This window comes from Thiobacillus denitrificans (assembly GCF_001530125.1).
Lineage (GTDB): Bacteria > Pseudomonadota > Gammaproteobacteria > Burkholderiales > Thiobacillaceae > Thiobacillus > Thiobacillus denitrificans_C.
The window spans coordinates 126,780-145,857 of the sequence record NZ_LDUG01000048.1 but is presented as its reverse complement, the minus strand read 5'-3'; the positions used below and the strand labels follow the sequence as shown (position 1 = coordinate 145,857).

Sequence of the window (19,078 nt, the reverse complement as noted above, 5' to 3'; positions counted from 1 at the left end):
CCGCCACTTCGTTGGCGGCATTCAGCACCGCCGCCGCGTTACCGCCGACGGCGAGCGCGTCGAACGCCAGCTGCAGGCAGGGAAAGCGCGCGGTGTCGGGTGTCTCGAAGGTGAGCTGCCGGCCGATCAGTTCGAGCGCGGGGACGCCCGCATCGATGCGCTCCGGAAAGCCCAGCGCGTAGGCAATCGGCGTGCGCATGTCGGGCGTGCCCATCTGCGCGATCACCGAACCGTCGGCGTATTCGACCATGGAATGCACGATGCTCTGCGGATGCACCACCACCTTGATCTGCTCGGGGCGCGCATTGAACAGCCAGCGCGCCTCGATCACCTCGAGCCCCTTGTTCATCAGGCTCGCCGAGTCGACCGAGATTTTCTTGCCCATCACCCAGTTGGGGTGCGCCACCGCCTGCGCCGGGGTGGCCGCAGCAATGGCCTCGGCCGACAGGGTGCGGAACGGGCCGCCAGAGGCGGTGAGCCACAGCGCCTTCACCCCGGCACGTTGAAAATCGCCGTCGAAGCCACGCGGCAGCGACTGGAAGATGGCGTTGTGCTCGGAATCGATCGGCAGCAGTTCGGCGCCGCTGGCGGCAATGGCGTCCATGAACAGCTGGCCGGACACCACCAGGGTTTCCTTGTTGGCCAGCAGGATGCGCTTGCCCGCCTGCGCCGCCGCCAGCGTGGCCGGCAGCCCGGCGGCGCCGACGATGGCCGCCATCAGGGTGTCGACTTCGGGCGCGGTCGCCACCTCGATCAGGGCGGCGGCGCCCTCCAGTACCTCGACCGTCATCCCTTCTGCGGCGACCCGCGTACGCAATGCGGCGGCCGCGGTCGGCTCGCTCATCACCGCAAAACGCGGACGATGGGTGCGGCACTGCTCGAGCATGCGCTCGACCTGCGTCGCGCCGGTCAGGGCGAAGACTTCGAAACGCCCGGGGTGGCGCGCCACCACATCAAGCGTGTTGACGCCGATGGTGCCGGTGGCGCCCAGGATGGTGAGGACGCGCGGTTTCATGCCACTTGTAGTCATGCGGAGCGCTCCAGCCACATCAGCATGCCGGTGGCAATCGGCAGGGTGGACGTCAGGGCGTCGATGCGGTCGAGTACCCCGCCATGGCCGGGCAGCAGGTCGCCGCTGTCCTTCATGCCGGAAACGCGCTTGATCCAGGACTCGAACAGATCGCCCAGCACCGACAGATACAGCAACCCCGACACCATGAGAAACAACCACAGCAGTGACATCCCGGCCAGCAGACTGAGGGCGCCGGCATACAGCGCCAGCGCGACGAGCGCCCCCGCCACGCCTTCCCAGGTCTTGCCGGGACTGATGGTGGGCGCGAGCTTGTGGCGTCCAAAGTGGCGTCCGGCAAAATAGGCGGCGGTGTCGGCAATCCACACGATCGCCATCACCCCGAGCAATATGGTGGGACCACGCGCATGCAGATAAAGCAGCGCCACCCAGGTCGGCACCAGCACCACGACGCCGACCACGGCCCGCACAAAGGGCTTGGGCGCATGCCAGCGCCCCAGCAGCCACAGCGGCGCGACGAGCAGCCAGAAGCCAATGGCCAGCAGGATCAGCGCGGTCTGGTAGGTCGGCCAGTCCGCGCCCATCACCGCGGGCAGGGCCAGCGCACCCAGCGCCAGCAGGCCGGCATAGGCGCGCGCAGACAGCGGCGGAAAGTGGCTCAGGCGCGCCCATTCATAAGCGGCCATGCCGATCAGCCCGGCCATCAGGATCGCCCACAACCAGGCCGGCGCCCATAGCACGGCCGGCACGAACACTGCCAGCAACAGTGCGGCGGTGAGCACCCGCCTGAAAAGAGGCGTCATGGATGCAGTGCCTCGTATGCCGTCACGACGCGGCTTTAACCTGTTCGCTGGTGCGACCAAAACGGCGTTCACGGGCGCGGTAGGAGGCAATCGCCTCCTCCAGCGCCGCCGCGTCAAAATCGGGCCACAGCGCGTCGGTGAAATACAGCTCGGTGTAGGCCAGCTGCCACAGCAGGAAATTGCTGATGCGCTGTTCGCCGCCGGTGCGGATGAACAGGTCCGGCTCGGGCGCTTCGGCCATGCTGAGCTGCTGCGCCAGCGCGACTTCATCCAGCGCTTCCGCCGCCACACCCGCCGCCATCAGCTTCTTCACCGCCTGAACGATGTCCCAGCGCCCGCCGTAATTGGCCGCCACGGTGAAGGTGAGACGGGTGTTGTCGCGCGTCAGCGCTTCGGCGTCGCGAATCAGGGCCTGGATGCGCCCGGAAAAACCAGACAGATCGCCGATGACGCGAAAGCGGATGTCGTTTTCATGCAGCCGCGCGACTTCATTCTCCAGCGCGCGCATGAACAGCTCCATCAGCAGAGTGACTTCTTCCTGCGGACGCCGCCAGTTTTCCGAACTGAAGGCAAATACCGTGAGATGCGACACGCCGCGCTCGGCGCAGGCGCGGATCACCCCGCGCAGCGCCTCGACGCCCTTGCGATGGCCAGCCACGCGCGGCATCAGCCGGCGCTTCGCCCAGCGGCCATTGCCATCCATGATGATGGCGATGTGCCGCGGCACATCGGTGCTTGCCGGAATCGTTTGCTTCGCCAGGGTAGACACGCAGGATCGGCTCAGACTGCGAGCAGGTCTTTCTCTTTGTCGGCCAGCATCTTGTCGATCTCGCCGATGTATTTGTCGGTCAGCTTCTGCACCTCGTCCTGGGTGCGGCGCTCCTCGTCTTCGGTCGCGGTCTTGGCCTTAACCATGTCCTTCACGGTGCCGTTGGCATCGCGGCGGATATTGCGCACCGCGACGCGCGCACCTTCAGCTTCGTTGCGCACCACCTTGATCAGGTCGCGGCGGCGTTCCTCGGTCAGCGACGGCATGGGGACACGAATGATGTCGCCGTGCGCCGCCGGGTTCAGGCCCAGGTCGCCATCACGGATGGCTTTCTCGATCTTGGCAACCATGTTTTTTTCATACGGCTGCACGCCCAGCGTGCGTGAATCGACCAGCGACACGTTGGCCACCTGAGGCACCGGTGTCGGGTTGCCGTAGTAATCGACCATGACGTGGTCGAGGATGCCGGTGTGAGCGCGCCCGGTACGCACCTTGGCCAGATCGTTCCTCAACGCTTCCAGCGTCTTGCCCATTTTATGTTCGACGGACTGCTTGATCTCGGCGATGGTGGTTTCAGCCATTTCAACTCCTCAACTAAAGGTCACGCGCGTGCCTTCATCTTCGCCCATCACCACGCGCTTCAGCGCGCCGGGCTTGAAAACATTGAACACGACCAGATTCAGCTTCTGTTCGCGGCACAGGGCAAAAGCGGCGGTGTCGAGCACCGCCAGATTATTGGCGATCGCCTCGTCGAAGCTCAGCGTTTCGTAGCGCCGGGCGCTCGCGTCCTTCTTCGGGTCGGCGGTGTAGACGCCGTCGACTTTGGTCGCCTTCAGCAGCAGGTCGGCGCCGATCTCGGCCGCGCGCAGCGCCGCTGCCGTATCCGTGGTAAAGAAGGGGTTGCCCGTACCGCCGCCGAAAACCACCACCCGCCCCGCTTCCAGGTGGCGCACCGCCGCGTCGCGATCGAAGTCCTCGCCGACATGCGCGATATGGACCGCAGTCTGCACCCGCACATCGACGCCGGCCTGCTGCAAGGCATCCTTGAAGGCCAGCGCATTCATCACGGTGGCCAGCATGCCCATCGAATCGGCGGTGGCGCGGTTCATCCCGGACAAGGCGCCGGTGGCGCCGCGGAACAGGTTGCCGCCGCCGACCACAATGCCGACCTGCACACCAAGCGCCACCACCTCGCGAACCTGACCGACAAAGCCGGCCATGGTTTCAGCGTGATAGCCGAAGCCATCCGGCCCCATCAGGGCCTCGCCGGACAGCTTCAGCAGGATGCGTCGAACCGGCGCCATCCGCGATCAGACCTGGGAAGCCGCCGCGACTTCGGCGGCGAAGTCGGACACTTTCTTCTCGATGCCCTCGCCCACCACGTACATCATGAAGCCGTGGCACTGCGAGTTCTTCGACTTCAGCACCTGCTCGACGCTCTGCTTGTCGTCCTTGACGAAGGGCTGCGACAGCAGGGTGACTTCCTTGAGGAATTTCTGCACCGTGCCATCGGCAATCTTTTCCAGCATGGCTTCCGGCTTGCCGGCGACCAGTGCTTTCTCGATCGCGACGCGGCGCTCCGTATCGATCAGATCCTGCGACACGCCGGAGGCATCCAGCGACTTGGGCTTGGACGCAGCAATGTGCATGGCGATGTCGCGCGCCAGCGCTTCGTCGCCGCTCACATCGACCAGCACGCCGATCTTGTTGCCGTGGATGTAGCTGGCGAACTTGCCCTGGCCGTCGAGGCGAACGAAGCGGCGCACCGACATGTTCTCGCCCATCTTGCCGACCAGCTCGGTCCGGACGGCCTCCACCGTGCTGCCCTTGTAAGGTAGCGCGGACAGCGCGGCAACGTCGGCCGGCTTCTGGTTCAGCACCATCTCGGCCAGCGCGGTCGACAGCGCCAGGAAATCGTCGTTCTTCGCCACAAAATCGGTTTCGCAGTTGACTTCCAGCATGGCAGCCGACTTGCCGTCGGCGCTGATAGCGATGGCCACCACGCCTTCAGCCGCCACACGGCCGGCGCTCTTGGCGGCCTTGTTGCCAAAGCGCACGCGCAGAATTTCTTCCGCCTTCTGCATGTCGCCACCGGCTTCCGACAGTGCCTTTTTGCAGTCCATCATCGGCGCATCGGTTTTTTCGCGCAGTTCCTTGACCATGCTTGCAGTGATTTCCGCCATTTCGTACTCCTGTCCCAAATTACTAAATTAATTCAGCCTATGCAGAAAGAGGGGCCAAGGCCCCTCCTCAAAATACGTTCGCCGGGAATCCATCCCGGCGATAATGCCGCGCGTCGCGTTTATTCAGCGGCGACGCCACCCTCTTCTTCTTCTTCAACTTCGATGAACTCTTCGCCACCGACGATTTCGCTGACCACCTGAGCACGACCTTCCAGGGCCGCATCAGCTATGCCGCGGGCGTACAAACGAATTGCGCGCGCCGAGTCATCGTTGCCGGGGATGATGTAATCCACGCCTGCCGGGCTGTTGTTGGTGTCGACCACGCCGATCACCGGGATGCCCAGCTTCTTGGCCTCGACCACGGCGCCCTTCTGGTAGCCGACGTCGATGATGAACAGTGCGTCGGGGACGCCGCCCATTTCACGAATGCCGCCCAGGCTGCGGTTCAGCTTGTCGGCCTCGCGCTGCATGGTGAGGGTTTCTTTCTTCGACAAACGGCCCGGTTCGGCCAGCGCGGCTTCCAGGTCGTTCAGGCGCTTGATCGACAGCTTGACCGTCTTGAAGTTGGTCAGCATGCCGCCCAGCCAGCGGTTGTCGACGTAAGGCATGCCGGCGCGCTGGGCTTCTTCGCGCACGATGTCACGCGCGGCACGCTTGGTGCCGACGAACAGCACGTTGCCCTTGTTGGCGGACAGCTGACGCACGAATTTTTGCGCCTCCTGGAACATCGGCAGCGTTTTTTCCAGGTTGACGATATGAATCTTGTTGCGATTCCCGAAAATGAACGGGGCCATCTTGGGGTTCCAGAAGCGGGTCTGGTGTCCGAAGTGGACGCCGGCTTCCAGCATTTGACGCATGGTGACAGACATGACAATCTCCTAAAGGGTTGAGCCTCCACCCGTCAGCAGCCGCGCGTTTGTATTAACTGAACGCGCCGCCACCCTTTAATGACAGGTGTGCGAATTTGTCCGAATCATTTCGGACAGCCCGTAATTCTAATTCGATAAGGCTTTCATTTCAAGAAGAAGCATCCCTCAGCGCCCCTGTCCCGCCTGCCGCAACGAAATCTCCAGCCAGGCCATCAAGACCGCGGGCGATGGCGGCGCGCACGGCGGGTACTCACCCGGTCCGGCGGATAGCGGAGGACGTCGGCAGGCGTCCCTTTTCTCGCCCACATTTTGCGCAGGTTTTTTCGGTGTGCACCGGGCGCGCTAGAATGCGTCTTTATTCTCCACCTATCCGTTACATGACTGTCACCATCAAAACCGGCGCCGAAATCGAGGGCATGCGCGTAGCAGGCCGGCTCGGCTCGGAAGTGCTCGACTACATCACGCCCTTCGTCAAACCCGGCGTCACCACCGGCGAGCTCGACCGGCTGTGCCATGACTATATGGTGGATGTGCAGGGCACCATCCCGGCACCGCTGAACTACGCGCCGTCCGGCCACGCCCCCTACCCCAAGTCGATTTGCACCTCGGTCAACAACCAGGTCTGCCACGGCGTGCCAAGCGACAAGCTGCTGAAAAACGGCGACATCGTGAACCTCGACATCACGGTGATCAAGGACGGCTGGCACGGCGACACCAGCCGCATGTTCGCGGTCGGCGACGTAACGATCCAGGCCAAGCGGCTGATCCAGATCACCTATGAAGCGATGTGGACCGGCATCGCCCACGTCAAGCCCGGCGCCCGCCTGGGCGACATCGGCCATGCCATCCAGCGCTTTGCCGAAAATCATGGCTACAGCGTGGTGCGTGAATTCTGTGGCCACGGCATCGGCAAGAATTTCCACGAGGACCCGCAGGTGCTGCACTACGGCAAGGCCGGCACCGGCCTGGTGCTGGAGCCCGGCATGACTTTCACCATCGAGCCGATGATCAACGCCGGGCGCCGCGATATCCGCCAGATGTCCGACGGCTGGACCATCGTCACCAAGGACCGCAGCCTGTCGGCGCAGTGGGAACACACGATTCTGGTCACCGACAGCGGCCACGAGGTGCTGACCGTGTCAGCCGGCACCCCGGCCGTTCCCGACCGCATCCGCTAGTGGTCTGCTTTTGAAATAACAGAACAGATGAAACGGATGGATTTTTTCGCAGGGCAAGGCGCGAGGAGGCGACATAGCCGAGACTATGGCAACGACGAGCAACGCCGCCATGCGGAAAAAGACGCCGTTTCATGTTCGGTTATTTCGAAAGCAGGCCACTTAACCGCGTGAGCACCCCGCCGTTCGCCGATCTTCGCGAGCGGCTCAAATCGGGCCGCGCGGCGCTTGCCGCGGCCTATCTTGAAACACCCTCTGCCCCTCGCTACCTGACGCGCCACGCCGCCCTGGTCGATGGCGTGCTGTCGGAAATCGGCACCCGGCTCGCGCTGCCTGCCAGCTTCTGCGTCGCCGCCGTCGGCGGCTACGGGCGCGGCGAACTGTTTCCGGGTTCGGACGTTGACGTGCTGCTGCTGTTGCCGCACGAGCCCACCGCAGCGCAGCAGGCCACGCTGGAAAACTGGGTGCAGGCATGCTGGGACGTCGGGCTGGAAATCGGCCACAGCGTGCGCACCGTCGAGGCCTGCATCATCGAGGCTGACGCCGACATCACGGTGGAAACCAATCTACTGGAAGCGCGCTTCGTATGCGGTGCCGCCGCCCTGTTCGACGAATTCGACCGGCGCTTCCGGGCACGCTTCGACGCCCAGCACTTTTTCGACGGCAAGCTCGCCGAGCAGCAGGCGCGCCACGCCCGCTTCGACGACAGCGCCTACAAGCTCGAACCCAACCTGAAAGATAGTCCCGGCGGCCTGCGCGACCTGCACACGATTCACTGGCTGGCGCAGGCCTGCGGCATCACCGGCGGCTGGAATGGCATCGCGCGCGCCGGCCTGCTCACCCACGCCGAGGCGCGCCGCATTGCACGCGAGGAACGCACGCTCTCTTCGCTGCGCATCCACCTGCATATCCTGGCCAGGCGGCGCGAAGACCGCCTGGCCTTCGACTACCAGACCGATCTCGCCGAGCGCCTGGGGCTCGCCGCCACCGCGAACAAGCGCCCCCCCGAGCGCCTGATGCAGGGCTATTACCGCGCCGCCAAGCTGATCCAGCGTGCCAACGACATTCTCATCCAGTCGCTGCGGGTAAGGCTGTTTCCGGTGAACGCGCCGCCCGAGCCGATCGACGCCGATTTTCAGGTACGCGCCAGGCTGCTTGAGGCGCGCGAGCCCGACCTGTTCGAGCGCAAGCCCGATGCCCTGCTGCGCGCCTTCATCGTCTACGCCCAGCGCCCGGCACTCGCCGGATTCGAGCCGGCCACCCTGCGCGCGCTGTGGCGCGGCAGCACCCGCATCGACGCCGCCTTCCGTGCCCATCCGGCGCACCGCGCCCTGTTCATGATGCTGCTGCGCCAACCGGTTGGCATTACGCGAGCCATGCGCGCGATGCACCGCTACGGGCTGCTGGCACGCTATATCCCGGCATTTGGCCGCGTCGTCGGGCAGATGCAGCACGACCTGTTCCATGTCTATACCGTGGACGAACACATCCTCACCGTGTTGCGCAACATGCGGCGCCTGACCGTGCCGGCGTTCGCGCACGAGCTCCCGCTCGCCAGCCGGCTGATTGCCGCTTTCGACAAACCCGAACTGCTGTATCTGGCTGCGCTGTTCCACGACATTGCAAAAGGCCGTGGCGGTGACCATTCCGAACTGGGCGCGGCCGATGCGCGGCGGTTTTGCCGCCAACACAGCCTCGACAAGACCGACAGCGAACTGGTCGCCTGGCTGGTGAACATGCATCTGGTGATGTCGCGCACCGCGCAAAAGGAAGACATCAGTGATCCGGGGGTGATCGCCGCTTTCGCCGACAAAGTCGGCGATCTGCGCCATCTGACGGCGCTCTATCTGCTGACCGTGGCCGACATCCGCGGCACCAGCCCCAAGGTCTGGAACGCCTGGAAAGGCAAGCTGCTGGAAGATCTCTATCACTCGACGCAGATCAGGCTTGCAGGCGGTGATGAAGGCGTGGCCGACATTGCCGCCAAACAGGCGGAAGCCCGCGTCAATCTTGCCCTCTATGGCCTGCCGACCGACACTGCCGATGCGCTGTGGCAGCACCTCGATGCCCGCTATTTTGTCCGTTTCGACGCCCGTGACATGGCCTGGCAGGCGCGCATGCTGTGGCGCCGCACCAACAGCCCCGACGCCGTCGTGCGGGCGCGGCTGTCACCGGCCGGCGAAGGCATCCAGGTGCTGGTCTACACGCCTGGCCTCCCCGACCTGTTTGCCCGCATCTGCGGCTTTTTCGCGCGCATCCAGTACACCATCCTCGAAGCCAAGATCCACACCACCCGGCATGGCTATGCGCTCGACAGTTTTCAGGTGATGGATCTGGCCAACCGCGGCATTCATTACCGCGATTTCCTCAGCTTCGTGGAACACGAACTGGCGCGCGACCTCGATCCGGTGCGCCCGCTGCAACCTGCACCGCGCGGCCGCCTGTCACGCCACCAGCGCCACCATCCCTACCCGACCACGGTTCGGCTGGCGCCCGACGCGCAGGGGCGTGGCCACATGCTGTCGATCACCTGTGCCGATCGCGGGGGCTTGCTGTTTGCGGTAGCCGAGGTGTTGATGCAGCATGACGTGAGCGTCTATGCCGCCAAGATCGACACGCTTGGCGAGCGTGTCGAGGATACGTTTCTGATCCGGGGAAAGAGCCTTGAGACGCCTGCCGGAATGCAGGCGCTAGAGGCCAGCGTGCGGGCGGTTTTGCAGTGACTCTGATTCAGTGCGCCGGGCGCGCATATTCGTCGACGTAACGCCCGCGCGGGGGGGCCTTGCGGGCAGGCGGCGATTTCTTGCGCACGCCGTCGGCAGGTTTTTTGATCTTTTCCTCGGGCTCGGTCTTGGGGCGGTTGCGGACGCGGCCTGGGCGTACCGTTGGGCCGACATCCACGGCAGCAACCAACCAATCGGCCAGACCGATAACCCGATCCGGCAGAACCCACTGCGGCACACTCATGCTGCCACCCGCCATTCCTTCAGGCTCCCGGCCAAGGTTCGCGTCAGTGAAATCAGGCTGCCCAGCGTGTCGGCGCTGGGGATGGATTCGCAGGCGCTGATTTTGCTGTCGGCATACACCGACAGAATCAGCAGGTTGTGCTGCACGTCCGGCGGCAGCGTCAGCACGCCTTCAGCCAGCGCGGCCTGAATCGCATGCCAGGCACATCGGCTGGCTTCCAGCGCGGCAGCCAGATCAATTTCACGGTTGGGGGCGTTCCAGTGCCGCTGCACTGCCATCAGCCGGGCGGCGATGGCGTCGAGCTGGACCGCCTCACCCATCATCGTGGTGGCGTGGTTGATGCGGCGCGGGGCCTGCTGGATCGGTTGTTCCGGGCTCATTGTTATCCTTGTTGCTTGTGCCGGGGCACCTCGCCCACGGTTACGTAACAAGTTAGCGGCGATGACAGGGACAACTTTAGGCATGCCCCAAAACGTCGAGATTCCTGTCAATCGTCCTGCAGGTTTTGTCCCGGGAACAGGGTGTCGGTGAACCCGAAATCGCGCAGGTCGAGGATGCGCATCGGATACAGAATGCCGTGCAGATGGTCAACCTCGTGCTGCACCACCCGGGCGTGGAAACCGCTCACGCTGCGGTCGACCGGCTGGCCCGCCGGGTCGAAGCCCTGATAGCGCAAGTCGCTGTGGCGCGGCACCAGCCCGCGCATGCCAGGCACGGACAGACAACCTTCCCAGCCCGCTTCCATGGCGTCGGACAGCGGCGTCAGCAGCGGATTGATCAGCACTGTGTATGGCACGTCTTCGGCGGCCGGGTAGCGCGGATTGGCGCTGACCCCGAAGATCACCACCTGCAGGCCGACGCCGATTTGCGGCGCCGCAAGGCCGGCGCCGTCGAGCGCGCGCATGGTGTCATGCATGTCGACAATCAGTTGCGTCAGTTCGAGCGAAGCAAAATCCGCCACCGGACGGGCCGGTTCCAGCAGGCGCGGATCGCCCATCTTCAGGACATCGCGGATGGCCATGACTGCTCCAGGTGCTTCAGTTCGTCGGTCTCCAGCCAGCGCCATGCGCCGGGCAGCAAGCTTTCCGGCAAGGCAAACTGCCCGATGGCTTCACGGTGCAGGCTAACCACCCGGTTGCCGGTTGCGCCGACCATGCGCTTGACCTGGTGGTATTTGCCCTCGGCCAGCGTCAGGCGCAGCGTGGTTTCGTCGAGTTTTTCGCACGCCAGCGCGGCGATCGGCGCGGGCTCATCGTTGAGCTGCACGCCGCTGCGCAGGGCTTCCAGCATGGCGTCGCTCACCGGATCGGCGCAGGCGGCTCGGTAAACCTTGGCCACGTCTTTTTTTGGCGAAGTCATGCGGTGTATGAACTGGCCGTCATCGGAAAACAGCAGCAGGCCGGTGCTGTCCTGGTCAAGCCGCCCCACGCACTGCACACCGCGCTGCACCAGCGGCGCCGGCAACAGGGAAAACACGCTGGGATGATGGCTGGTGTGGTGCGAGCATTCGTAGCCGGCGGGCTTGTACATCAGCACATAGGCTTTTTCCCGATACGGCCAGGCGACGCCGTCGAGCGTCAGTTCCAACTGAGCCGGGTCAACCTTGGCCTCGGGGTCGTCGCAGACCTCGCCGTTGACCGCGACCTCGCCCGCCCGCACCCGCGCGACGCAGATTTTGCGGGTGCCGAATCCTTGCGACTGCAAGGCATGGTAGAGCTTCATGGAGCGATGCTTCGTCATGCTCAGAATTTGCACAGCCCGGCGGCGTCGTTGGTCACCAACTGCTCGAGCAAGTGCCGCACCTGCAGCATCACTTCGCCCAGCACAGGCTGGATTTTTTCCATCTGGATGCCGTCGACCGACAAACCGCGGCCGGCGGCATGGTTCACCACCGCGCCCACCGTCGCGTAGCAAAGCGCCAGTTCGCGCGCCAGATAGGCTTCGGGCATGCCGGTCATCCCCACCATGTCGGCGCCGTCGCGTTCGATGCGATTGATTTCGGCCGCCGTTTCCAGGCGCGGCCCCTGCACCGCCCCATACACGCCGCCGTCGCGCAGGCTGATGCCGGCGCTGGCGGCGGCCTGCAGCAGCGCGGCGCGCATGGCATCGCAATAGGGAAAGGTGAAATCGTGATGAATGACCGGCTTGTCGCTTTCGACAAAATACGTCGCAGCGCGGCCATGCGTGTAGTCGATGATCTGGTCGGGGATGACCAGCGTGCCGGGGATCAGCCCGGGATGAATGCCGCCGACCGTGGCCACCGACACCACTCGATCGACGCCATGGTCCTTCAGCGCCCACAGGTTGGCGCGGTAGTTCACCTCGTGCGGCGGAATGGTGTAGCCGTAGCCGTGACGCGCCAGAAAGATCACTTCCTGCCCGCAGATGCGGCCGAAGGTGAGCGCGCCCGAAGGTTCGCCGTAAGGCGTGCGCCCCACCTGGCGGTGAGTGATTTCAAGATTGGCGAGCTGGGTGAGTCCGGTGCCGCCGATGATGCCTAGCATATTATTTGTCCTTCAAAGCGTAAATGGCGGGCAGGTTGCGCCACAGCCCATAAGCGTCCATGCCGCAACCGAACACATAGCGATTGGGCACCTCCAGCCCCACAAAATCGGCCTGGATCGGTTTGGTCAGCCCGTTGTCCTTGTTGGTCAACACCGCCGACCACACGCGCGCCGCACCCATGTCGTGCAATTTGTCGCGGATCGCCGCCAGCGTCTCCCCCTCGTCCAGAATGTCGTCGAGCACCAGCACGCTGCGGCCCGCCACGTTCTGCCCCGGCAGCACCCGCCATTCCACCGCCCCTCCCTGGGTTTTGCCGCGATAGCGGGTCACGTGCAGGTAATCGAACTCCAGCGGGAAATTCAGCCGGGGGAGCAGCTGTCCGGCAAACACCACCGCCCCGCCCATCACCGCCAGCACCAGCGGAAGATCCGCCGCCAGCTTGCCGGCAATTTCGCTCGCCAAGCGGTTGATCACCGCCTGCACGGTGTCCGCGGACGCGACACACTCGGCATTGTCCAGCAATTGTTGCGCTTGAAGCGGCGTCATGACGGAGAGTGGAATCAATGAAAGTCGGCAGTCTAAGGCCTCAACGCCGATGTTTCCAGACTTCACAGTGGTCGAGTAAGCTTGCGCCATGTCGATTTCCGCCCCCCATTCCGACGTCCTCGATGCCGCTGGCTGGCTGTCCGCCGCCCGCCGGCTGCCCTCGCCCAATTGCGACGCGCGCCCAGAAGGCATGGCGATCGAGCTCATTGTCATCCACAACATTTCGCTGCCGCCGGGCGTGTTCGACGGCGATGCCGTGATCGACCTCTTCACCAACCGGCTCGACTGGGATGCACATCCGTATTACCAGGAGATCCGCAGCCTCCGGGTATCGGCGCATTTCTTCATCCGCCGCGACGGCACGCTGATCCAGTTCGTGCCGTGCACGCTGCGCGCCTGGCACGCGGGGGTGTCGATCTGGCAGGAACGCGAATGCTGCAACGATTTTTCCATCGGCATCGAACTCGAAGGCAGCGACGACCTTCCGTTCACCGAAGCGCAATACGCTAGCCTGATTCCGTTGCTGCGAACACTTAAACAGACTTATCCGATTCGGGCGGTGGTGGGGCATAGCGAGATTGCGCCGGAGCGCAAGACGGATCCGGGGGTGTGTTTTGAATGGGAGCGGGTGCGGGCGTTGGAGGGTTGAAGCGTTTGGCCTGAACATGCGCTTGCCGAAGCGGCCCACCTCCGCCCGTTCGCCCTGAGCCTGTTGAAGGGCTGTTGTTGTAGTGAAGGTGTTCGCAGAACTACTGACCGTTGGCCGGGGGTAGCCCGGCGGCTGGTCACTTTTTTTGGCGAGACAAAGAAAGTGACTTGCCGCCGGCAACCCCGGCCTAGGGAAACACTGATTAATTCGATATAGCCGTCATTGCGAGCGAAGCGCGGCAATCCAGCGCATTGATTAAGCGGGCATTTCTGGATTGCCGCGTCGCTTCGCTCCTCGCAAAGACGGATTAATCAGCGTCTCCCTAAGGTGAGCAGCCCATTGAAGGTCTACCCACACCCCATCTCACACAACAAAACCCAAACACAACGCCCACCCCCACCCACGGTAAAATCCCCCTTTTCAAATCCAGATTCCGCCATGCGCCTCGGCACCCCGCTCTCCCCTTCCGCCACCCGCGTCATGCTGCTGGGTGCGGGCGAGCTCGGCAAGGAAGTCATCATCGCCCTGCAGCGGCTGGGGGTCGAGGTCATCGCCGTGGATCGCTATGCCAATGCCCCCGGCCATCAGGTGGCGCACCGCGCGCACGTCATCGACATGAGCGACGGTGCGGCGCTGCGCGCGCTGATCGAAGCGGAAAAGCCGCAGCTGGTGGTGCCTGAAATCGAGGCGATTGCGACCGAAACGCTGCTGGAAGTCGAAGCCGCAGGACTGGCCGAGGTCATTCCCAGCGCACGTGCCGCCCACCTCACCATGAACCGCGAGGGTATCCGCCGGCTGGCGGCGGGAACGCTGGGCTTGCCGACTTCACCCTATGTGTTTGCCGACAGCCTGGCCGACATGACCGCGGCGGCAGAAAAACTGGGCTACCCGGTGATCGTCAAGCCGGTGATGTCATCGTCCGGCAAAGGGCAGTCACGGGTGGATGCCGCCAGCCAGCTGCAGGCGGCCTGGGAATATGCCGCCAGCGGCGGACGGGTGGACAAGGGCCGCGTCATCGTCGAGGGGGTAATCGACTTCGATTATGAAATCACGCTGCTGACCGTGCGTGCGCTCGGTATCTCGGGCCAGGTCGAAACACATTTCTGCGCGCCCATCGGCCATGTTCAGGTGAGGGGCGATTACGTCGAATCGTGGCAGCCACAGTCGATGTCAGCCGCCGCGCTGGCGCATGCGCAGGAAATCGCCGCCGCCGTCACCGGCAACCTCGGCGGGCGCGGCCTGTTCGGCGTGGAGCTGTTCGTCAAGGGCGACAGCGTGTGGTTTTCCGAAGTCAGCCCGCGCCCGCACGACACCGGCATGGTCACCATGGCGACGCAGCGACAGAACGAATTCGAACTGCACGCGCGCGCCATCCTCGGCCTGCCGGTTGACGTAAGCTTGCGCGAACCCGGCGCGTCGGCGGTGATTTACGGCGGCGTGGACGCAACCGGCATCGCCTTCGACGGCGTCGCTGAAGCTTTGCGCACGCCCGGCGTCGACCTGCGACTGTTCGGCAAGCCCGAAGCCTTTGCGCGCCGCCGCATGGGGGTGGCGCTCGCCACCGCCCCCAGCGCGGACGAGGCGCGTCTGCATGCCAAGGCTGCCGCAGCCGCCGTCAAACCGATCAAGGTCTGAATGATGCAAACCCATTACGAACGCCTTGGCGGCGGCGAAGTCATACGTCGATTAGTCGACCGCTTTTACGACCTGATGGACGAAGACCCCGATTACTACGGCATCCGCAAGCTGCATCCGGCGGACCTCACCGAATCGCGCAACAAACTCGCCTGGTTCTTGAGCGGCTGGACCGGCGGCCCGCCGGAATACACCGACCGCTTCGGCCATCCCTTCCTGCGCCGCCGCCACATATCATTTGCCATCGGCGAGGCCGAGCGCGACCAGTGGATGGGCTGCATGACCCGCGCGATGCAGGACGTGGGGGTGGATGCGGCGCTGCAGCAGGAACTGGCCGCGGCGTTCTTCAAGACCGCCGACTTCATGCGCAACCAGCCGCAATGAGATGAAGCGTTTAATCATTTTGAATATGCTGTTCGTCATGCTGGCCGGGCTCATTGTGCTGCCTTGGCTGATGCTGGACGACGCGCCCGCGATCGAGCCGCCCGCAGAATTTCGCCGCACCGACCTGGCCTGGGTCAGATCGCTGTTCCAGAAACACGACCCGCGCCGCCAGACGCCCGATGTGACCCACAGCATCCAGCTTGGCGAGGACGAGCTCAACCGCCTGCTTAATTACGCGGTCGAGCTGCGCCAAATCAATGGGATCGCCGCCGAACTTACGCCCGGCCTGGCCACCCTCACCGCCACCCTGGCCGTGCCGCCCAACCCGTTTGGTCGCTACCTCAACCTCACCGCCGACGTGGCGGATGTGCCCGGCGGCATCCGTATCCAGAGCCTGCGGCTGGGCAGCCTTCCGCTGCCGGGCGCGCTGGCCGACAGGGTCGCGCGCCTGGCGCATCGCTGGCTGCGCCGCGACGAAACCTACGCTTTGCTGGCCGATGCGTTTTCCCAGGTGAGTTTCGACGAAAACCAGGCCACCCTGGATTACCGCTGGCATCCCATCCTGCTGACCCAGATGGAACGCAAAGGCGCGGAACTGCTGATTGCGCCGGAAGACCAGGCACGCATGCTGGTCTATGCCGAGCATTTGGATTTCCTGCTGAAACGCCACCCGCAAGGCAGCACCGTACCGCTGGTTGAGATCACCGCGCCCCTGTTTGGCTTCGCCCAAACGACCGATGGCGACGAAGCCAAGGAAAACCGCGCTGTGCTCACCGCGCTGGCGGCCTATCTCTCCGGCATCAGCCTGCCCAAGCTGCTGGAAGGCGACAGTCAGTCGATTCGCCGTGCGCCGCGTGTGCTGCTGTCGCTGCATGGGCGGCGCGACTTTGCCGAACACTTCGTGATTTCGGCTGCGATCACCGTCAACGGCGGCAGCTGGCTGGCCAACGCCATCGGCCTGATCAAGGAAGAAGAAGATGCAAGCAAGGGCTCGGGCTTCAGCTTCACCGATCTGGCTGCCAACCGCGCCGGAGTCATGCTCGGCGAAAACGCCACCGGCGAAGCCGCCGCGCGCCTGCAGCAGCGACTGGCCGATGCCCGCAGCGATACAGACCTGGTGCCGAACTTTCGCGATCTGCCGGAATTCATGCCGCAGGCCGAATTCGGCCGCCGCTTCGGGCCAATCGGCAGTCCCCGTTACCAGAAGGTCATCGACCGCATCGACGCCCGGCTGGCGGCGCATCCGCTTGCACGGTAAATAGTCAAGAAACCCTGTTATAATGCTGGGTTTCCCGCACTACGGCCCCACATCATGTCCCGCAAGCTCCGCAATATCGCCATCATCGCGCACGTCGACCATGGCAAAACCACGCTGGTCGACCAGCTCCTCAAACAGTCCGGCACCTTCCGCGACAACCAGGCGGTTGACGAGCGGGTGATGGACTCGAACGACCTCGAAAGGGAGCGCGGGATCACCATCCTGGCGAAGAACACCGCCATCATGTACGGCGACTATCACATCAACATCGTCGACACCCCGGGCCACGCCGACTTCGGCGGCGAAGTCGAACGCGTGCTCGGCATGGTCAACGGCGTGGTGCTGCTGGTCGACGCCGTCGAAGGCCCGATGCCGCAGACCCGCTTCGTCACCAAGAAGGCACTGGCGCTGGGCCTCAAGCCCATCGTCGTGATCAACAAGGTCGACCGCCCCGGCTCCCGTCCGGACTGGGTCGTCGACCAGACCTTCGACCTGTTCGACAAGCTCGGTGCGACCGACGAGCAACTCGACTTCCCGATCATCTACGCATCCGGCCTCAACGGCTGGGCGTGCATGGACCTCAAGGATGCGCCGTCGCATGGCGGCACCGCTGCCGACATGGTGCCGCTGTTCGACACCGTGCTGACCCACGTTCCCACCCCGCCCGGCTCACCCGACGCGCCGCTGCAACTGCAGATCGCCGCGCTCGATTATTCGACCTACACTGGCCGTCTCGGCGTTGGCCGCGTGCTCAATGGCCGCATCAAGCCCGGCATGTCCGTGGTGGTGATGAATCACGAAGAGCAGGTCTCAACCGGCCGCATCAACCAGGTGCTCGGCTTCAAGGGTCTGGACCGCGTGCCGGTGGAAGAAGCCGAAGCCGGCGACATCATCATCATTTCCGGGCTCGATACCATCGGCATCGGCGTCACCATCTGTGACCGCGAAAATCCGGTCGGTCTGCCGGTGCTGCCGGTTGACGAACCGACGCTGAACATGGACTTCATGGTCAACGCATCGCCGCTGGCTGGCACCGAAGGCAAGTTCGTCACCAGCCGCCAGATCCGCGATCGCCTGGCCAAGGAACTGCTGGTCAACGTCGCGCTGCGCGTCGATGAAACCGGCGACGCCGACGTGTTCCGTGTCTCCGGTCGTGGCGAACTGCACCTCACTATCCTGCTGGAAAACATGCGCCGCGAAGGCTTCGAGCTAGCCGTCGGCAAGCCGCGCGTGGTGTACAAGGAAATCAACGGCGAGAAATGCGAGCCGTATGAAAACCTCACCATCGATCTGGAAGACGCACACCAGGGCGGCGTGATGGAAGAAATCGGCCGCCGTCGCGGCGAGCTCACCAACATGGAATCCGACGGCAAGGGCCGCACCCGGCTGGAATACCACATTCCAGCGCGCGGCCTGATCGGCTTCCAGTCCGACTTCATGACCATGACGCGCGGCACCGGCCTGATGAGCCACGTGTTCGACGACTACGGCCCGGTGAAAGCCGACCTGCCCGGCCGCCATAACGGCGTGCTGGTCAGCCAGGACAACGGCGAGGCCGTGGCCTACGCGTTGTGGAAACTGGAAGACCGCGGCCGCATGTTCGTCTCGCCCGGCGACAAGCTGTACGAAGGCATGATCATCGGCATTCACAGCCGCGACAACGACCTGGTGGTCAACCCGATCAAGGGCAAGCAGCTCACCAACGTCCGCTCGTCCGGCACCGACGAAGCGGTGCGCCTGACCACGCCGATCAAGCTCACGCTGGAATCGGCCGTGGAATTCATCGACGACGACGAACTGGTGGAAATCACCCCCAAGTCGATCCGCATCCGCAAGCGTTACCTGCAGGAACAGGATCGCAAAAAAGCATCGCGCGCAGCGGCTTGAACCTAACCCGGCCTTGCGCCGGGGCTGCATTAAAAAAAGCCCGGCTTCGCGCCGGGCTTTTTTATGGCTCTTTCATCGTTATTTGTTGGTGTTGGCCAGCGCTGTGGGCGGGGCGCCCTCACCCCGATTTGCGCACCGTCGCAACCTCCACGGCATCGGCCCGGGGGCGGGCGTGCGTGGTTGTTGCCGACGCGTCGGCTTTTACAACCACGGCCTCCTCCTTGCGGGGGCTCCTACAACAGCCCCCCGGCGGCGAGGCCTTGGCGAGCACTTGCCCTTTGCGCCTTGCGGCGCATCGAGGCTGAAGCCGTTCCTACGGCGGCGCCTGCGGGATGCCAAAGGACAGGGGCTTCATCAGGGGGCAAGACATGCCCTCAACAACCAACAGTGACATAGCCTTTTTTATTCAAGGCACGGG

At 64.1% G+C, this 19,078-nt stretch carries 20 protein-coding genes; 7 read left to right on the top strand and 13 right to left on the bottom strand.

Annotated features, from left to right (window positions below; all coding sequences use genetic code 11):
- From dxr to rpsB, 7 genes are all read right to left on the bottom strand, one after another.
- Nucleotides 1–1,015 (bottom strand): 1-deoxy-D-xylulose-5-phosphate reductoisomerase (dxr, locus tag ABW22_RS14750; protein ID WP_059758410.1); only part of this gene is annotated, 1,015 nt, incomplete at its 3' end.
- An 11-nt stretch (nt 1,016–1,026) separates the two neighbouring features.
- On the bottom strand, nt 1,027–1,833 hold the full coding sequence (locus ABW22_RS14745; RefSeq protein WP_059758406.1) for a phosphatidate cytidylyltransferase: 807 nt from the start codon (nt 1,831–1,833) through the stop codon (nt 1,027–1,029).
- Between the two features lie 22 nt (nt 1,834–1,855).
- The gene (gene uppS / locus ABW22_RS14740) at nt 1,856–2,536 is read right to left on the bottom strand and encodes a polyprenyl diphosphate synthase (RefSeq protein ID WP_237763373.1); all 681 of its coding nucleotides are present in this window, start codon (nt 2,534–2,536) and stop codon (nt 1,856–1,858) included.
- A gap of 77 nt (nt 2,537–2,613) precedes the next feature.
- The gene (gene frr, locus ABW22_RS14735; protein ID WP_059758399.1) at nt 2,614–3,183 is read right to left on the bottom strand and encodes a ribosome recycling factor; all 570 of its coding nucleotides are present in this window, start codon (nt 3,181–3,183) and stop codon (nt 2,614–2,616) included.
- Between the two features lie 9 nt (nt 3,184–3,192).
- On the bottom strand, nt 3,193–3,906 hold the full coding sequence (pyrH, locus tag ABW22_RS14730) for a UMP kinase (RefSeq protein ID WP_059758396.1): 714 nt from the start codon (nt 3,904–3,906) through the stop codon (nt 3,193–3,195).
- A 6-nt stretch (nt 3,907–3,912) separates the two neighbouring features.
- Nucleotides 3,913–4,785 carry a translation elongation factor Ts gene (gene tsf, locus ABW22_RS14725; protein WP_059758392.1) on the bottom strand — a complete coding sequence of 291 codons (873 nt, stop codon included), beginning with the start codon at nt 4,783–4,785 and terminating at the stop codon, nt 3,913–3,915.
- A gap of 119 nt (nt 4,786–4,904) precedes the next feature.
- Entirely contained in the window at nt 4,905–5,654 is a 750-nt protein-coding gene (gene rpsB, locus ABW22_RS14720; RefSeq protein WP_059758388.1) for a 30S ribosomal protein S2, read from the bottom strand.
- A gap of 377 nt (nt 5,655–6,031) precedes the next feature.
- Between rpsB and map the strand changes: the two genes are divergently transcribed.
- Together map and ABW22_RS14710 are read left to right on the top strand one after the other, a co-directional pair.
- Nucleotides 6,032–6,832: a type I methionyl aminopeptidase gene (gene map / locus ABW22_RS14715; protein ID WP_059758386.1), complete on the top strand. Its 801-nt coding sequence runs from the start codon at nt 6,032–6,034 to the stop codon at nt 6,830–6,832.
- Nucleotides 6,833–6,999: 167 nt separating this feature from the next.
- On the top strand, nt 7,000–9,552 hold the full coding sequence (locus tag ABW22_RS14710; protein WP_059758658.1) for a [protein-PII] uridylyltransferase: 2,553 nt from the start codon (nt 7,000–7,002) through the stop codon (nt 9,550–9,552).
- Nucleotides 9,553–9,559: 7 nt separating this feature from the next.
- Here ABW22_RS14710 and ABW22_RS14705 read toward each other — a convergent pair whose 3' ends face one another.
- The 6 genes from ABW22_RS14705 to ABW22_RS14680 all read right to left on the bottom strand — a co-directional run bounded on the left by ABW22_RS14705 (nt 9,560) and on the right by ABW22_RS14680 (nt 12,847).
- Nucleotides 9,560–9,796 (bottom strand): hypothetical protein, encoded by a 237-nt coding sequence (locus ABW22_RS14705; RefSeq protein WP_059758383.1) that lies wholly within the window; start codon nt 9,794–9,796, stop codon nt 9,560–9,562.
- Nucleotides 9,793–10,176, bottom strand: coding sequence for a flagellar biosynthesis regulator FlaF (locus ABW22_RS14700; protein WP_059758380.1), 384 nt, complete (start codon nt 10,174–10,176; stop codon nt 9,793–9,795). Before ABW22_RS14700 ends, ABW22_RS14705 begins: the two co-directional genes overlap by 4 nt.
- Before the next feature lie 107 nt (nt 10,177–10,283).
- Nucleotides 10,284–10,817, bottom strand: coding sequence for a peptide deformylase (gene def / locus ABW22_RS14695; protein WP_059758377.1), 534 nt, complete (start codon nt 10,815–10,817; stop codon nt 10,284–10,286).
- A complete protein-coding gene (locus tag ABW22_RS14690; RefSeq protein ID WP_059758653.1) occupies nt 10,796–11,518 on the bottom strand; it encodes a 16S rRNA pseudouridine(516) synthase in 723 nt (240 codons plus the stop codon). Before ABW22_RS14690 ends, def begins: the two co-directional genes overlap by 22 nt.
- A 20-nt stretch (nt 11,519–11,538) precedes the next feature.
- Entirely contained in the window at nt 11,539–12,300 is a 762-nt protein-coding gene (locus tag ABW22_RS14685) for an S-methyl-5'-thioinosine phosphorylase (protein WP_059758373.1), read from the bottom strand.
- A 1-nt stretch (nt 12,301) separates the two neighbouring features.
- Nucleotides 12,302–12,847: a hypoxanthine-guanine phosphoribosyltransferase gene (locus tag ABW22_RS14680; RefSeq protein WP_059758370.1), complete on the bottom strand. Its 546-nt coding sequence runs from the start codon at nt 12,845–12,847 to the stop codon at nt 12,302–12,304.
- An 88-nt stretch (nt 12,848–12,935) separates the two neighbouring features.
- On the opposite strand from ABW22_RS14680, the gene ampD reads away from it, so the two are divergent.
- The 5 genes from ampD (at nt 12,936) to typA (ending at nt 18,660) form a co-directional block, all read left to right on the top strand.
- Nucleotides 12,936–13,496, top strand: a complete 561-nt coding sequence (ampD, locus tag ABW22_RS14675) for a 1,6-anhydro-N-acetylmuramyl-L-alanine amidase AmpD (protein WP_059758368.1) — start codon at nt 12,936–12,938, stop codon at nt 13,494–13,496.
- A gap of 438 nt (nt 13,497–13,934) precedes the next feature.
- Nucleotides 13,935–15,131, top strand: coding sequence for a formate-dependent phosphoribosylglycinamide formyltransferase (gene purT, locus ABW22_RS14670; RefSeq protein WP_059758363.1), 1,197 nt, complete (start codon nt 13,935–13,937; stop codon nt 15,129–15,131).
- 3 nt (nt 15,132–15,134) lie between these two features.
- A complete protein-coding gene (locus ABW22_RS14665; RefSeq protein WP_059758648.1) occupies nt 15,135–15,515 on the top strand; it encodes a group II truncated hemoglobin in 381 nt (126 codons plus the stop codon).
- Between the two features lies 1 nt (nt 15,516).
- Complete coding sequence (locus tag ABW22_RS14660; RefSeq protein ID WP_059758359.1) at nt 15,517–16,773, top strand: hypothetical protein; 1,257 nt, start codon at nt 15,517–15,519, stop codon at nt 16,771–16,773.
- A gap of 54 nt (nt 16,774–16,827) precedes the next feature.
- Nucleotides 16,828–18,660 (top strand): translational GTPase TypA, encoded by a 1,833-nt coding sequence (gene typA, locus ABW22_RS14655; RefSeq protein WP_059758355.1) that lies wholly within the window; start codon nt 16,828–16,830, stop codon nt 18,658–18,660.
- The last annotated feature ends 418 nt before the right edge of the window (nt 18,661–19,078 follow it).

What these genes read in the sequence shown, in the direction of transcription:
- ABW22_RS14745 (WP_059758406.1), bottom strand. Translation starts at nt 1,833, where the DNA reads ATGACGCCTCTTTTCAGGCGGGTGCTCACCGCCGCACTGTTGCTGGCA.
- uppS (WP_237763373.1), bottom strand. Translation starts at nt 2,536, where the DNA reads ATGGATGGCAATGGCCGCTGGGCGAAGCGCCGGCTGATGCCGCGCGTG.
- frr (WP_059758399.1), bottom strand. Translation starts at nt 3,183, where the DNA reads ATGGCTGAAACCACCATCGCCGAGATCAAGCAGTCCGTCGAACATAAA.
- pyrH (WP_059758396.1), bottom strand. Translation starts at nt 3,906, where the DNA reads ATGGCGCCGGTTCGACGCATCCTGCTGAAGCTGTCCGGCGAGGCCCTG.
- tsf (WP_059758392.1), bottom strand. Translation starts at nt 4,785, where the DNA reads ATGGCGGAAATCACTGCAAGCATGGTCAAGGAACTGCGCGAAAAAACC.
- rpsB (WP_059758388.1), bottom strand. Translation starts at nt 5,654, where the DNA reads ATGTCTGTCACCATGCGTCAAATGCTGGAAGCCGGCGTCCACTTCGGA.
- map (WP_059758386.1), top strand. Translation starts at nt 6,032, where the DNA reads ATGACTGTCACCATCAAAACCGGCGCCGAAATCGAGGGCATGCGCGTA.
- ABW22_RS14705 (WP_059758383.1), bottom strand. Translation starts at nt 9,796, where the DNA reads ATGAGTGTGCCGCAGTGGGTTCTGCCGGATCGGGTTATCGGTCTGGCC.
- ABW22_RS14700 (WP_059758380.1), bottom strand. Translation starts at nt 10,176, where the DNA reads ATGAGCCCGGAACAACCGATCCAGCAGGCCCCGCGCCGCATCAACCAC.
- def (WP_059758377.1), bottom strand. Translation starts at nt 10,817, where the DNA reads ATGGCCATCCGCGATGTCCTGAAGATGGGCGATCCGCGCCTGCTGGAA.
- ABW22_RS14690 (WP_059758653.1), bottom strand. Translation starts at nt 11,518, where the DNA reads ATGAAGCTCTACCATGCCTTGCAGTCGCAAGGATTCGGCACCCGCAAA.
- ABW22_RS14685 (WP_059758373.1), bottom strand. Translation starts at nt 12,300, where the DNA reads ATGCTAGGCATCATCGGCGGCACCGGACTCACCCAGCTCGCCAATCTT.
- ABW22_RS14680 (WP_059758370.1), bottom strand. Translation starts at nt 12,847, where the DNA reads ATGACGCCGCTTCAAGCGCAACAATTGCTGGACAATGCCGAGTGTGTC.
- ampD (WP_059758368.1), top strand. Translation starts at nt 12,936, where the DNA reads ATGTCGATTTCCGCCCCCCATTCCGACGTCCTCGATGCCGCTGGCTGG.
- purT (WP_059758363.1), top strand. Translation starts at nt 13,935, where the DNA reads ATGCGCCTCGGCACCCCGCTCTCCCCTTCCGCCACCCGCGTCATGCTG.
- ABW22_RS14665 (WP_059758648.1), top strand. Translation starts at nt 15,135, where the DNA reads ATGCAAACCCATTACGAACGCCTTGGCGGCGGCGAAGTCATACGTCGA.
- ABW22_RS14660 (WP_059758359.1), top strand. Translation starts at nt 15,517, where the DNA reads ATGAAGCGTTTAATCATTTTGAATATGCTGTTCGTCATGCTGGCCGGG.
- typA (WP_059758355.1), top strand. Translation starts at nt 16,828, where the DNA reads ATGTCCCGCAAGCTCCGCAATATCGCCATCATCGCGCACGTCGACCAT.